This is a genomic window from Pseudomonas sp. MAFF 730105, assembly GCF_055380705.1.
This window is the reverse complement of record NZ_AP018438.1, coordinates 2,588,714-2,602,526: the sequence shown is the minus strand read 5'-3', so window position 1 is coordinate 2,602,526 and position 13,813 is coordinate 2,588,714. Positions and strand designations below refer to the sequence as shown.

At 56.3% G+C, this 13,813-nt stretch carries 12 protein-coding genes; 10 read left to right on the top strand and 2 right to left on the bottom strand.

Going from position 1 to position 13,813, the window contains the following annotated elements:
- The first annotated feature begins 45 nt into the window (after positions 1 to 45).
- From PCOSP_RS11730 to PCOSP_RS11685, 10 genes are all read left to right on the top strand, one after another.
- The gene (locus PCOSP_RS11730; protein ID WP_464711323.1) at positions 46 to 1,104 is read left to right on the top strand and encodes a maleylacetate reductase; all 1,059 of its coding nucleotides are present in this window, start codon (positions 46 to 48) and stop codon (positions 1,102 to 1,104) included.
- Positions 1,105 to 1,135: 31 nt separating this feature from the next.
- Positions 1,136 to 2,092: a VOC family protein gene (locus tag PCOSP_RS11725; protein WP_464711321.1), complete on the top strand. Its 957-nt coding sequence runs from the start codon at positions 1,136 to 1,138 to the stop codon at positions 2,090 to 2,092.
- Positions 2,093 to 2,100: 8 nt separating this feature from the next.
- Positions 2,101 to 2,760, top strand: a complete 660-nt coding sequence (locus tag PCOSP_RS11720; protein WP_464711319.1) for an alpha/beta hydrolase — start codon at positions 2,101 to 2,103, stop codon at positions 2,758 to 2,760.
- Positions 2,753 to 3,700 carry an NAD(P)-dependent oxidoreductase gene (locus PCOSP_RS11715; protein ID WP_464711317.1) on the top strand — a complete coding sequence of 316 codons (948 nt, stop codon included), beginning with the start codon at positions 2,753 to 2,755 and terminating at the stop codon, positions 3,698 to 3,700. Before PCOSP_RS11720 ends, PCOSP_RS11715 begins: the two co-directional genes overlap by 8 nt.
- Before the next feature lie 15 nt (positions 3,701 to 3,715).
- Positions 3,716 to 4,102 carry a carboxymuconolactone decarboxylase family protein gene (locus PCOSP_RS11710; RefSeq protein ID WP_464711315.1) on the top strand — a complete coding sequence of 129 codons (387 nt, stop codon included), beginning with the start codon at positions 3,716 to 3,718 and terminating at the stop codon, positions 4,100 to 4,102.
- Positions 4,103 to 4,169: 67 nt separating this feature from the next.
- The gene (locus PCOSP_RS11705) at positions 4,170 to 4,973 is read left to right on the top strand and encodes an N-acyl homoserine lactonase family protein (RefSeq protein WP_464711313.1); all 804 of its coding nucleotides are present in this window, start codon (positions 4,170 to 4,172) and stop codon (positions 4,971 to 4,973) included.
- Between the two features lie 105 nt (positions 4,974 to 5,078).
- Positions 5,079 to 7,847 (top strand): LuxR C-terminal-related transcriptional regulator, encoded by a 2,769-nt coding sequence (locus PCOSP_RS11700; RefSeq protein ID WP_464711311.1) that lies wholly within the window; start codon positions 5,079 to 5,081, stop codon positions 7,845 to 7,847.
- Between the two features lie 125 nt (positions 7,848 to 7,972).
- Positions 7,973 to 9,559 carry a phytoene desaturase family protein gene (locus PCOSP_RS11695; RefSeq protein ID WP_464711310.1) on the top strand — a complete coding sequence of 529 codons (1,587 nt, stop codon included), beginning with the start codon at positions 7,973 to 7,975 and terminating at the stop codon, positions 9,557 to 9,559.
- Between the two features lie 4 nt (positions 9,560 to 9,563).
- Positions 9,564 to 9,767 (top strand): hypothetical protein, encoded by a 204-nt coding sequence (locus tag PCOSP_RS11690; RefSeq protein ID WP_464711308.1) that lies wholly within the window; start codon positions 9,564 to 9,566, stop codon positions 9,765 to 9,767.
- Between the two features lie 170 nt (positions 9,768 to 9,937).
- Complete coding sequence (locus PCOSP_RS11685; RefSeq protein ID WP_464711307.1) at positions 9,938 to 11,233, top strand: FAD-dependent oxidoreductase; 1,296 nt, start codon at positions 9,938 to 9,940, stop codon at positions 11,231 to 11,233.
- 160 nt (positions 11,234 to 11,393) lie between these two features.
- Here the strand turns inward: PCOSP_RS11685 and PCOSP_RS11680 are convergent, their stop codons facing one another.
- Positions 11,394 to 11,798, bottom strand: a complete 405-nt coding sequence (locus PCOSP_RS11680) for a tautomerase family protein (protein WP_464711306.1) — start codon at positions 11,796 to 11,798, stop codon at positions 11,394 to 11,396.
- 374 nt (positions 11,799 to 12,172) lie between these two features.
- Positions 12,173 to 13,813 carry a GMC family oxidoreductase gene (locus PCOSP_RS11675; protein WP_464711304.1) on the bottom strand — a complete coding sequence of 547 codons (1,641 nt, stop codon included), beginning with the start codon at positions 13,811 to 13,813 and terminating at the stop codon, positions 12,173 to 12,175.

Sequence of the window (13,813 nt, the reverse complement as noted above, 5' to 3'; positions counted from 1 at the left end):
ACGGCCGCAACACTCAAGCGATATCACCGATTGCCTGGAGCCCGAATGCAACCGTTTACCTACAACGCCCTGCCTGGCCGAATTATTTTCGGCGCCGGTACCCTTTCACAGCTCGCGCAGGAGCTCACTGCGCTAGGGGCGTCGCGTGCCTTGATACTGACCACTGCGCGCCAGGAAGCGGCTGGCAAGCGATTGTGCGAGCAGTTGGGCAGCTTGGCCGTGGCTGTCTACGCCAATGCCACGATGCACACGCCAGTTGAAGTCACCAGAGATGCGTTGGAGGTCATTGCGTCGACCAACGCGGACTGCGTGATTGCCCTGGGTGGTGGTTCAACAATCGGGCTTGGCAAAGCGATTGCGCTACATACCGATCTTCCACAGATTGCGATACCCACCACATACGCAGGCTCCGAAGCTACCCCCATCATCGGCCAGACCGAGAACGGCCTCAAGACCACCCAGCGCACGCTGAAGGTGCTCCCTGAAGTCATTCTTTACGACGTAGATCTGACCCTGGATTTGCCATGGACTGTCACCGTTACCAGCGGGCTGAACGCCATTGCTCACGCGGTTGAGGCCTTGTATGCCAAGGACGCCAACCCGCTGATTTCAAACCTCGCCGAACAGGGCATTCATGCATTGGCAAACGCTCTGCCACGCATCAAGGCCAACCCCAAAGATCGAGATGCCCGCTCAGATGCCTTGTTTGGCGCTTGGGCCTGTGGCGTTTGCTTAGGCGCCGTGGGCATGTCGATCCATCACAAGCTCTGCCACACCTTGGGCGGCAGCTTTGGGCTACCCCACGCAGAAACCCACAGCATCGTCCTTCCGCACGCCATTGCTTACAACGCCGCGGCAGCCCCTGATGCCATGGCCCGCGTTTGTAAAGCACTAGGCGGTGCGAGTAGCGCAGCTAGCGGGCTCTTTGACCTGGCCAGCAGTTTGGGCGCGCCCACTCGGCTGGAACAGATAGGCCTGCGTGAGGAGGACCTGCCCCGCGCAGTAGAGATCGCGTGCTCCGCTCCCTATTGGAATCCAAGGCCCATCGACGCTGACGGAATCATGCAACTGCTCGGCAACGCATTTTACGGCCGACGCCCTTAATTTGCGGCGTTCAGCGACCCTGGAGAACACGATGGAACTTAACCCGCACATCCTTCGCCACCATCACATCACGCTAAACGTTGGCGGCGCTCAAGAAGATTACGACTTTCACACCAAAGTACTTGGCCTGAAAAGCGTAAAGAAAACCGGTCTTTATGATGGCAGTGAGCCCGTTTACCACTTGTACTATGGCAATGATCGTGGTGAAGAAAGCACCCTGATCACCTGCTTCCCGATGCGTCAGTCAGGCCGTAAGGCACGTCGCGGGAGTGGCCAGGTCAAGACGCTGGCGCTCTCCGTGCCAGAGTCGTCGCTGACCTTCTGGGCCCGCCACCTAACTGCCCATGGTTTCAAACCGGTGTTGATGCAGCGCTTCGGTGAGGCGCTGCTCCATTTCGCTCACCCATGCGGCATCGAGTACGAGTTGGTAGGCATCAAAGACGATAATCGCAAGCCGTACTCCAACGGCGTGGTTCCCTCTGAGTTCGGCATTCGCGGCACGCACGGCATTACCGTTTCCGTTCGCGATATGGAAAATTCTTCTGAATTCATGCATTACGGTTGGACCGGACGATTGCTCGCTACCGATGGTGCGTTTACTCGTTACGAGGTCGGCAACGGCGGCTCCGGCACTATTGTCGACTTCCAGCATGAGCCAAACCTGCCGCAAGGTTCTTGGGCTTATGGTGAAGGCACAGTTCACCACTGTGCCTTTGAGGTCACCGACCTGGATGTGCAACGCAGCGTGAAGCTTCATCTGGAAGGCATGGGCTACACCGATGTTTCGGATCGAAAGGATCGCGGTTACTTCGATTCGGTGTACGTGCGTACGCCAGGTGGTGCGCTGTTTGAGGCAACGGTTTCCAAGCCTCAAGGTTTCCTGGTGGATGAGTCTTTTGAAGAACTTGGCAAAACCATCCAGATTCCGCCGCAACTGGGCGCTCGCGCCGAGGAAATAGCGGCGTACCTCGAGCCACTGAAGTACTGAGGCGCGAGATGGCCAATAACCCCCACCTGTCCAAAAGCTTGCATTTTCTGGGTCCCTCCCCTGAAGACACAGGAGCCGCCACCGTGTTGATTCACGGCAGGAACCAGGGACCTGCGGACATGTTTGCCTTGGCCAAACGCCTAGACCTGCACGACATGCCCTATATCGCCTTGCAGGCGGCTGATAGCAGCTGGTATCCAAATCGATTTATGGCCCCATTCGAAGATAACCAGCCTTGGCTGGACTTTGCTCTGGCGCGCCTGGATCACGTGATTGCAGCGCTTGAGCGGAAGAAGGTACGGCGGGAAAAAATCGTCCTGCTGGGCTTCTCCCAAGGCGCTTGCCTGGCGTGCGAATACGCCTACCGAAACCCGCATGCCTATGGCGGCCTGATTGCACTGACTGGCGGGCTGATTGGCCCGCCGGGCACCACTTGGCAAATGCCCGTCGGATTGGCCAGCACACCGGTCTTGATGACGAACGGCGACATGGACGAATGGGTGCCACTGCAACGCACCAGCGAAACCGCACAGGTTTTCACGGAGATGGGGGCCAACGTACAGCTAAAGGTCTTCCCGGGGCGTCCCCATGAGATCAATGATGAAGAAATCGATCTTATCCGCCCTCGCCTGCAACGCCTGATCATGCCTCAGAAATATATTGCCTAAACGGCGCCAAAACGGAGATTACAACGCGATGTCCAACCCTACTCTCGGTTTTATCGGCCTCGGCACCATGGGTGAACCCATGGCTCGCCGCCTGGTTCAGGCCGGCTTTGCCCTAACCGTTTTCGACCTCAATGAAGCAGCGGTAGATCGTCTGCAGGCGCTAGGAGCTACCCGCGCGGCGGATCCAAAAGCAGTAGCCGATCACGCGCAGATCGTATTCGCCAGCCTCCCCACTCCCGATATCGTCAGTAAGGTAGCCGTTGGTGAAGGCGGCGTTATTCAGGGTGAGCAAGTGCGGGTATTCGTTGACCTTTCGACCACGGGCCCTCGCACTGCCAAAGCCGTCGCCGAAGAACTAAAGGCCAAGCAGATCGTCGCAGTCGATTGCCCTGTTAGCGGCGGTGCGGCCGGGGCTGAAAAAGGCACGCTGGCATTGATGGTGGCCTGCCCGAATGCAACTTACGAAGAGCTGTTGCCGATCCTGAAAAACATTGGAAAACCGTTGTTCTGTGGTGACGCCCCAGGGCTGGGCCAAACCATGAAGCTGGTCAATAACCTGGTTTCGGTTACCGCACTGGCAGTTTCTTGCGAAGCGTTGGTGATGGGTGTGAAAGCTGGCCTGGACCCACAAGTGATGCTCGATGTGTTCAATGCCGGTAGCGCACGCAACAGCGCCACGGCAGACAAGCTGCCGCGAGCCGTGCTGCCAAGAACCTTCGATTTTGGTTTCACCACGGCCCTTTCCTTGAAAGATACCCGTTTGTGCCTGGATGAAGCCGAGGCAATGGGCGTCCCTATGCCCGTGGGGAGCAGTGTCCGCACGGTATTGAACATGACCCGCGCCGCATTCGGCGACAACGCCGACTTCACCCGCATCGCCTGCCTGATTGAGCAATGGGCCGGAATCGAAGTGCCAACCCGTCTTTCAAACACCAACTGAACGTAGGATCTCGAAATGAACAAAGAACTCTTCGATAAGGGTTTTGAGAACCGCAAAGCCGTGCTGGGCGCAGACCACGTGGAGCGGTCCTGGGCTAGCGCCGATGACTTCAACCGCCCGGTACAGGAGCTGGTGACCGAATATTGCTGGGGTGCCATTTGGGGCGATGAAACACTGCCCTTCACTACCCGCAGCATTATCAACATTGCTGCACTTACCGCCATGAGTCAGCACCATGAACTGGGTGTTCACGTGAAAGGCGCGCTCACCAATGGCGTATCCAAGGAAGAGATCCGAGCTGTACTGATGCAAACGGCCATCTATTGCGGCGTGCCAGCAGCATTGGCTGCGTTCCGCACCGCTAGCGAAGCCATTAAGGCCTGGGAAGCTGAACATCCGTGATCGTTCGCTGCCGGCGTGAACGGCCGGCAGATTCGATGTATCAGCAAGCACGACACTGGGAGGCACTATGAACGCACTACCGGAGTATCAGGTATTCGCGCTTCGCTACGCCTGCATCGACCGTGTGCGGCGTGACAACTTTATCGACAGTCACGACGACCATGACCTGCCCATGCCGATGGACTATTTCGTATGGGTGATTCGCAACGATGAGATCGTGTATCTGGTGGACACCGGTTTCAACCAGGACGCAGCAGACGCGCGCGGCCGCCAGCTGCTTCGTTGCCCGATCGCAGCGCTGCAAACGCTTGGCCTGTCACCGTCAGATATCAATGAGGTGATCATCACCCATATGCACTATGACCATGCCGGTAACGTCGACCTATTGCCGCATGCGCGCTTTCATCTGCAAGAGTCGGAGATGCGTTTCGCCACTGGCAAGTACATGCTCTACCGGCCTCTGCGGCAATCATTCAACGTGGAAGATGTGGTCAATCTGGTGCGAGGGGTTTATCAGCAGCGTGTTATTTTTCATCAGGGTGACGTAACGCTGCGCCCCGGGATTGAGCTTGTTCATGTAGGAGGCCACACACTGGGGCTGCAAGCCGTGCGTGTTCATACCGCGAGGGGATGGGTCGTGCTGGCGTCCGATGCAAGCCACTACTACGCGAATATGGAAGAGGACTCGCCTTTTCCCGTCGTTCTGGACGTAGGCGTCATGCTGGATGGCTATCGAAAGCTTCTGGCACTCGCTGATTCGCCTGAGCATCTTGTACCCGGTCATGACCCGCTGGTTCGATACATCTACCCTTTCCATGGCAATCCGACGGACGACGTCGTTGCCCTCCATCTGAACCCAACTGCTCAGTAGACAAAGGACACATCTTTAAGCGATACATAAGTGCAGCCCCTAGGTTAGGGGCCTTAATAGTAATAAGAGGTCGAAAAATCGGCCCTTCCGCGGAGAGTCACTGCCATGCGCAGTCACAAAAACAGCTTATTTCAGACGCTGCAGGCACCTCTGCAGATCTCCCTTATCGCTTCCAAGCTGTACCCTTTAGCTACCTGCTCCAACCTGGTGCCATGGCCACGTTTGCTTAAACGCATGAAGGAGTCGGCCAACATTCCTTTGACCCTCGTGCAAGCACCACCGGGTTACGGCAAGACCGGGTTGATGAAACAGCACTACGACCAACTGAAACAGGCCGGGGTAAGAACCGCGTGGCTGTCAGTCGAAGAGGGAGAGCAAAACCTGGCACACTTCAGTGCCTATCTAAAGGCCGCGCTTGAACTGGTGGATCAAACCACACCGATCAACAGCCTGCTGACCCGTGTGGGTGAAACCAGCCTCACAAAATCGCTGACCGCACTACTTGAGCTGTTGCAAGGCGATCAAGCACCGATTTATTTTTTTATTGATGATGTGCACCACTTGGCCGGGAGTGATGCCGTTCGCTGCCTCTCCATGCTGATAGAACGCGCGCCGCCGCACCTGCACTTTGTACTGAGTTTTCGCGGTGAGCCGTGCTTATCGGTGGCCAGGCAACGCATGCAGGGACAGGTCGTCGACATCAACGTGCGCGACCTGCGCTTGAACCACGAGGAAACCGTCAGTCTTCTCAAACATCTGGGCGTTGAGTCCGTTCCCGAAGAGCAATGGGAACAATTGGAAAGCCGCTTGGAAGGCTGGACCGGTGGCTTGGTACTTGCCGCCTTGCTGCTGCGGCATGACCCCGACCAGGTCTATAACCTCGCCAACTTCTCCGGCGAACGCCGACAATTTTCAGATTTCTTTTTGCAGGACGTTCTGTTCCGCCAGCCTCAGGAGATCCGCGACTTCCTTCTGCAGACCTCCATCCTCGATCGCCTGGATGCCGACGTGTGCAATGCGTTGACTGGATCGCTGGATAGCCAAGCCAAGCTGCGCGAATGCGAAAGCCGCGGGCTGTTTTTGACGTCTATGGATGAGGAGCAACGCAATTACCGCTATCACCCATTGTTCGCGGAGTTTTTGCGGCGGGAGCTACGCCAGGCTGACGAAAAACGCATGCTGCAGTTACACATGATAGCCAGCGAATGGCTAATCCAGGCCGGTGATTATTTGGGCGGTTTCAATCAGGCATTCGCCACCAAAGATTATCTGCGTGCTGCGGAGATTCTCGATACCTACAACGTGGAAATCTTCTCCTCGAATGTGCACGCCTGGGCGCTGGTGGACATGCTTCCAGAAGATATCGCCATGCGCTTTCCGGCGATCATCCTCAGCCAGATCTGGCAGCTTGAAGTGCGCTGGCAGTTCGAGACCTGCCGAACCCTGCTGGAAAAAGCACGTGTACGGTTGAATCAGATCGAACGCGATCAACTTCTTCCAAAGGACCGTATTCAGACACTCCGTTATGAGTGGATGCATCGAGAGTTGATGCTGGGCATGCTGGGGGACGATCCATCGGCCATCCAGGCACAAGCCCAATACTTGCAGGAAAACTATAAAGACGCGTCAGCCTTGGTCAAAGGCAGTTTTTACACGGCAGAGCTATACGCTCGCCGTGAGCACTATCAGTTGGATGAAGTGGAACGACTAAATACGATTTGCATGGAAAACTTCACCCGTTTACCCAGTGAAGCGGGGCAAGTTTTCCATAACGCGGTACTGGCCCCCGCTCGGCTGATGGCCGGCCGCACCCATGCGGCAATCCAGTCACTCAGTACAGCGCTTCGCTCGGCAATCAAGATCACCGGGCACGGTTCTCCATTGCCCGCGATGATTGCGGTTCATCTGGCCAAGGCGCACTACGAGCGTAACGAGCTTCAGCAGGCCCGTACCCTGCTTGATCAATACCTTCAACAGGCCAGTTACATCGGCTTTGTAGACCAGGCGATAGCGGGATGGCTCACCCGAGCTCGGATTTCGATGATTGATGGCGACAAGGCCAATGCATTTAAAATGCTTGATGAGGCCGATGTCTTCGCCAACGAGCATGGTTTTGAGCGCCTTCGGCTATTCAGCCTCGCCGAACGGTTGAAATGGCTGCTACGCCAAGGCGAGGTCGATGAAGTGATTCGTCTGGGGCGCAAGAACAAGCTTCGCGGCCCGGTGAGCGACGTAGCGCCTGTTACGAATGTGAACACCCGCAATGAAGCTCGCGCTCTATGTTGGGTTCGAGTGGCCCAAGCGGAAGATCGTTTGCCTGAAGCCCTCAATCTAGCCAAGCTCTGGCATCGACACCTAGAAGCTGCCAATGCGGTGCGCAGCGCGCTGCGTTGGAGTCTGATCATCGCCCATCTTTCTTTGCTTAATGGGGACAAACGAGCGGCACAGCGTGCCTTGCGCCGAGCCCTGTTTCAGGCCGCGCCCTGCGGCTTCAAGCGGGTCTTCCTTGACGAGGGCGAGTGGCTGGCCCGCCTGCTTCGCGATCAATTGCAGGCGGCTGTATTGGAAGGTGAACCAGCTGATGTATTTGCCAGCAGCTTACTCGAAGGCATGGATGGAAAATTACCTGCCCCGACCTCGTCTACAGCCCCCATGTCCGAACAAACAAATGCCATGTTTGGCGCTCTCAACAGCCGTGAACTGGATATTCTGGAAATGGTCAGCATTGGCATGCTGAACCGTGAGATCGGCATCAAGCTCGGCATGACGGAGGGTTCGATCAAATGGTACCTCCAGCAAATCTACGACAAGATAGGTGTTCGTCGGCGCTCACAGGCAGCGGAAAGAGCCCGTCAACTGGGCATTCTGCGTTAACCCACCGCTGCACGTCATGCCTGCGGCGCCTCAAATCCTCTACCGCTATCCATGGATAGGTGCTTGGCCTTTTTGCTTGTCGCATCGTTGATAAAACGCAATACGACAAAACAGAGGAACCAAGCATGTCCACGGTTTATGACATCGTCGCTATTGGCTCTGGCCATAACGGCCTGGTTGCTGCTGCTTATCTAGCTGCAGCAGGAAAAAAGGTCTTGGTATTGGAGCGTAACGCCTGGTTCGGTGGCGGCGTAGTGACGCGCGAACTGACTGCACCAGGTTTCCTGCATGACCAGCACAGCGTCGGTCACATTTTTATCCAAGCCAACCCACTGATTCGTAATGATGAACTTGGGCTGCTAAGCAGATATGGCCTCAAGTACATTTATCCTGAAGTTCCGCTGATGACCGTTTTTGACGATGGAACCTCCATCAGCTTGTTCCGCGACCGCCAGCGGAACTATCGAGAGCTGGCAAAGTTTTCGCAGCAGGACGCGGACGCATACCTCAAATTTTCCGAAATTGCGGCTCATTACCTGCCGATGCTGATCGGCACGCTTTATTCAGCCCCCGTGCCGATGGGTGCACAGTTCGCCATGATGGACCAGAGCCCGGAAGGCCGGGAAATGTTCGCCACCATGATGAAAAGCAGCTGGGAGATCATCACCGAATGGTTCCAGCACGAAAAAATTCGCCTGCACTTCGCACGAATGGTGGGCGAGAACCTGGCAAGCCCGGAAGAAATGGGTTCAGGCATCAGTCTGTTCATGTTTCTGGCGTTTATGGAGAAGTACGGGATTGGTATTCCAGTTGGCGGTAGCGGCGCCCTGACTGCCGCGCTGATCCGCTGCATCGAAGCCCACGGTGGAGAAGTGCGTTCGCAAGTCGACGTGGCCGCGATTGAAACCAAAGGCGGGCGCGTCGCCGCGGTTCGTACTCACGATGGTCAGCGCTTTGAAGCAAAAGATGCCGTCATCGGTGGTATCCACCCGCACTTGCTGCGCGGCTATCTCGAAGATGCCAATGTTGCTCCTCAAGTTTTTGAGCGCGCCGAGCGCACCGCTACCTCACCGTGCGCCTGCATCACCATCCATGCCTCGCTGAACGAAAAACTGCGCTTCCGTGCCGGTGAACACGTTGATCAGGCCGCGTTTGTTGAACTGCTGCCAGTAAGCGAGTCCCGCTTTCGCCGTTCGTTCGACGACGTGCGCTACGGTGAACTGCCAAAAGACCCGCTACTGGCGCTGGTTTCCCCAACCAATATCGACCCAAGTCGTGCGCCAGCAGGCAAAGCCACCATGCATGCGTGGGCCTATGTCCCCTTCCAGATTGGTCGCCACCCAGCGGAGTACTGGGACACCATCAAAGAGGAGTACGCAGACCAACTGCTGGAGCGCATGGCGCCTTACTTCCATAACCTCGATAGCGCGCTGATTATCGGCCGTCATGTCGACACACCACTGGATATGCAACGCACCTCCCCCAGCTTCCAGCGTGGCGACCTTCATGGCATCGCCGGCTATCAACACCAATTTGGCGCTCATCGCCCCACTCCCGACCTGGGCCGCAACACCGTGCCCGGGGTCGAGCGGCTTTACCTGGTGGGCCCATTCCAACATCCGGGTGGCGGCGTGTTCGGTGCCGGCCGCGCAGCAGCCATCCGCGTATTCGACGACCTGAAAATGAACTTCAGCCAATTCAACAAGGCATAACCGAATGAAACTGTACTCACCCGATGGCAGCGAGCTGATGAAAATCGAGGGCTTGGAGCGAGATGGCAACCGGCTGGTGCTCAAAGGCACAGCCTTTGGCGCCATGCCCATCAGTGCTCAACTGCGTCCTGAAGAATTGCGTGGCGGCTTCAAACTGCTGAACGCCAAGCTGGTGTTGTTTCTTGTCGGCATGCTGCTACGCAAATAAGGTTTCCCTTGCCGTGTTTACTAACGCGGACCTTCCAACCCTATTACTTTTTTCATCGTCAAAGACGGGTTGCTGAAGGTCGTGAAGGGGGACGCAGAGCGCGCACCCGCCGCCGTAGCGTTTCAGCCGTAACCCTAAAAACCACACTAGAACAACAAGAGGAAAACACGATGGCTGATAGCAAGCACATCATCATTGTTGGCGCCGGCCCTGCAGGTCTCGTTACCGCCTTCGGCCTAGCTCAGCGAGGCGCTCGCGTCACCGTGATTGATCGCGAGGCAAAAGTGATCGATTCTCCCAGGGCGATGGTTTACCTCCCATCGACCGTAAAAGCGCTGGAAAAAATCGGCCTGCTCGAAACCGCGAAAAAGCTCGGCCCGGAGAGCTACGACTACCAGTGCTATTTTACCCAATCCGGCAATATAGGGCGCATGGATCACCGCCTGGTCGAAGACCTGACGCCGTACCACTATATTTTGCACTTCGGCCAGGACGTGCTCGCCAACATGATCCTCAAACGTTTTCAGGCCCTTCCTGGCAGCCAAGTGCTGTGGGGAACCATGCTTGAGAACATCCAGCAGAACGGCGATCAAGTTATTGCGACAGTCAGCGACAGCAACGGCTCGCGCCAGCTTGAAGCCGATTGGCTAATCGGCGCAGACGGTGCGCGCAGCACCGTACGCAAATTGATTGGCGCCTCGTTCGACGGATTCACCTGGCCCGACACCTTTATGGCCACCAACATCTATTTCGACTTCGCCAAGCTGGGTTACGCCGACTCCAACATGATTTCGGACCCCACCCACTGGGCCGTGATCGCACGCGTAAACAGTGACAATCTGTGGCGAGTTGCATACGGAGAAAGCAGCGACCTCAGCGAAGAAGAACGCCTGGCACGCGTCGACCAACGCCTCCGTCATTGGCTGCCAGAGGGCGCTGAGTACCGCCTGGAACGCGCCAACTCTTACCGTGTTCACCAACGCTCGGCCTCGACTTATCGTTCCGGGCGCGTGCTACTCGCCGGCGATGCTGCTCACGCCACTAACCCGATTGGCGGCATGGGATTCACTTCTGGCATTCAAGATGCCGTGACACTGATCGACTGCTTCGAAAAAATACTTCGAGGAGAAACCGGCGAAGAAGTGTTTGATTGGTACGCCTATGAGCGTCGCCGCATCTTTCTTGAAGTCGCCAACCCGACGGCAATCGAGTTCAAACGTCGCACTCAAGAAGCAGACCCGGTAAAGCGTGCTGAAGACGAGCGCAACTTCCTGCATCTGACGAACAACCCCGAGATGCTTCGCGGGGCATTGATGTCTGTCTTCGGTCTGGAAAGCCGGCCTTATCAGGCAGATTGGCGTGACAGCCTTCTCAGGCAGGACCAGCTAAAAAGCGAAACCGATAAAAAAAAAGCATTAGTGGGCGGTACGACCGGAACGCTTCGTGTTACCAGTGAGATTGAGTAATCAGCTAAACAAAAAACCGCCTCAGCAGATTGTGTGAAAACCTAGCAACCAACGTAGCACTCAAACAAAATGCTCCGTATCGAAAGATACGAAGCATTTTTCGTTATGGCTTACGTCAAAGGAGAGTCGCGCAGCCGGGTTAATCGCAGAAAATTTGGTGTCACCACTTCGGCCCGCCCTCCGCTAGCTGAAGTTCGCCGCGGCCAAATGAGAAGTTTTCGTTCGGCACAGGAACCAATGAGATGAAGATGTCATCGGGTGATACACCTGTAGCGTCGACGACCAAGCGGTTGATAGCGGCGGCTAGCTTGCGCTTATCTTCAAGAGGTCGATGAGCGCCGACAAGAACTGTGATAATCATTGCCTGAGCCGGATCACGGTTCATCTCCATGAAATTCGGATGCAGGAACAACTCATCGGGGCCATGCTCGGTGAGCATTATGAAGCGGTCACCCTCTGGTATCCCTAGCCCCTGGACGAGCGACTGGTTCAGGGCATCAGCTATAGCCCGCTTTTCTTCACTCGAGAATCGACCCTTAGGGATGTGTGCGCTGAAAACAGGCATGGCGCCTCCTTGTTTGATTCACAAGCGTCTAGTGAAGGTATTTGGCCCGACCAACTTAAGCTCAGCCATCCTAGTAAAGATAGCTGAGCTCAGCAATGGCTCTGGTAGGCTAAGCTACCCCTAGCGTTGGGCTCGGAAAGGTGTGTTGGCCGGACGCATACCCCCGATGCCTTATTCAGAACAGTGGATGTTGGTTCGGACGTCTGGAGGGGTAAGATTATTTTTGTGATCCACTTCATCAGTAGCGGAGCAAAGCTCCGTGTTTATGAAGTCAAAAATACTTGCGCTTCCGGCTTTGCAGGCTAAGCCAACAGGGCAGACACAACGTGCCCACCCTCCTTCGCTAACACGATTAACAGAACACGGTTCCAGCACTACTTCGCGTGAGGCAAGTCGACCACCGCAGGCGCACGCTTGCCGAGGATCATATCGGCCGCTTTCTCAGCGATCATGACCACCGCCGCATTGGTATTGCCGGCGATCAGTGTCGGAAATACCGAAGCGTCAACTACGCGAAGACCGCGTATCCCTCGTACTTTCAGTTGCGGATCAACTACCGTGGTAGCTGGGTCATTACCCATTCGGCAACTGCAACCAGGGTGGTGAACAGTCACAGTGGTACGCCTGATGTAGTCATCCAGAGCCGCATCTGTTTCAACCTCTGATCCAGGCAGAATCTCCCTTGCCTGGTACTTATCGAAAGCAGAATGTTTAAGCATCTGGCGAGCCAGTTTGAGGCCGTGACGCACCACTGCCAAATCACTTTCATCTTCATAGAAGTGTGGGTCGATCAAAGGCTTCGCTGCTGGATCTGCGCTCGAAAGGCTAACCCGGCCGTAACTTTTCGGCCGCACTGCGATCGAAAGTATTCCGTACCCATGGCCGTAAGGCAGCAGCGTAGGTTTCGGCCCGCGGTGCGCAGGCATGAATACCAGCTGCAGGTCTGGTCGCTCCAACTCTGCAGAAGTACGCAGAAAGCCGGTAGCTTCAAATACATTTCCCCCTATCGGCCCACGCCTCCACAGTAAGTACTCCGCGAGGTTCCCGATATTTCGCAGCATGGAGCGCGCCGACACTCCGTACGAGGTGTAGTCCTTGTCGGTATAAACCTGAACTGCCGCACTAGGATGATCACGCAGACCAACGCCGACGGCGGGAAGGTGATGGATGACAGGGATGCCGACCTTTTTTAACTCCGCACTATCACCGACACCCGAGCGTAACAAGACGGCAGGCGAACCATACGCGCCGGCTGAAAGGATCACTTCCATTCGCGCACGCAGCTCGCGTGGCTGCCCCTCCACCAGATAGCGCACACCGATCGCCTGGCCGTTTTGGATAATCACTTTGTCGACTAACGCATTGGTAATAACAGTCAGATTCGCGCGACTCGCCGCAGGGCGAAGAAAGGCGGTGGACATAGATTCTCGCCGGCCATTGCGAATAGTTGCCTGACGCAGTCCCATTCCTTCTGGATCGGCGGCATTGAAGTCATCGCATTCCGGCAACCCAAGCTGTTTGCCCACATCAAGAAAGCTGTGAACCAGCGGATTCGGCCGGGGCGGATTGGCCACGCGCATTTCGCCTCGGGTGCCGTGATACGGCGAGCCTGCATAAGGCGGATTGTCTTCGGAGCGTATGAAGTAAGGCAGAACTTCTGCGTAACTCCAACCGATGGCTCCCTCCTTCTCGGACCAATCATCAAAATCCCCGGGGTGGCCACGAAAATACACCATGCCATTAACCGAGCTGGAGCCACCCAGCACTTTGCCGCGTGGGATCACAAAAGGCCGGTTGCCCAGCCCGGGCTGCGCCGTACTCTCGTAAGCCCAACTGAACTGCGGCTTGCTCAACGCAGCGGCTACGCCGGTCGGAATGGTCAGTACCCAGTGATCGTCCTTGGGGCCCGCTTCGATAAGTGCGACGGTGTTGCGGCCCTCTGCGGACAGGCGATTGGCGAGCACGCAACCTGCCGAACCACCACCGACGATGAGGTAGTCAAAAATTTCGTTCAT

Coding starts and splice junctions, on each gene's coding strand:
- PCOSP_RS11675 (WP_464711304.1), bottom strand. CDS start 13,813: ATGAACGAAATTTTTGACTACCTCATCGTCGGTGGTGGTTCGGCAGGT.
- PCOSP_RS11710 (WP_464711315.1), top strand. CDS start 3,716: ATGAACAAAGAACTCTTCGATAAGGGTTTTGAGAACCGCAAAGCCGTG.
- PCOSP_RS11695 (WP_464711310.1), top strand. CDS start 7,973: ATGTCCACGGTTTATGACATCGTCGCTATTGGCTCTGGCCATAACGGC.
- PCOSP_RS11730 (WP_464711323.1), top strand. CDS start 46: ATGCAACCGTTTACCTACAACGCCCTGCCTGGCCGAATTATTTTCGGC.
- PCOSP_RS11685 (WP_464711307.1), top strand. CDS start 9,938: ATGGCTGATAGCAAGCACATCATCATTGTTGGCGCCGGCCCTGCAGGT.
- PCOSP_RS11720 (WP_464711319.1), top strand. CDS start 2,101: ATGGCCAATAACCCCCACCTGTCCAAAAGCTTGCATTTTCTGGGTCCC.
- PCOSP_RS11700 (WP_464711311.1), top strand. CDS start 5,079: ATGCGCAGTCACAAAAACAGCTTATTTCAGACGCTGCAGGCACCTCTG.
- PCOSP_RS11705 (WP_464711313.1), top strand. CDS start 4,170: ATGAACGCACTACCGGAGTATCAGGTATTCGCGCTTCGCTACGCCTGC.
- PCOSP_RS11690 (WP_464711308.1), top strand. CDS start 9,564: ATGAAACTGTACTCACCCGATGGCAGCGAGCTGATGAAAATCGAGGGC.
- PCOSP_RS11680 (WP_464711306.1), bottom strand. CDS start 11,798: ATGCCTGTTTTCAGCGCACACATCCCTAAGGGTCGATTCTCGAGTGAA.
- PCOSP_RS11725 (WP_464711321.1), top strand. CDS start 1,136: ATGGAACTTAACCCGCACATCCTTCGCCACCATCACATCACGCTAAAC.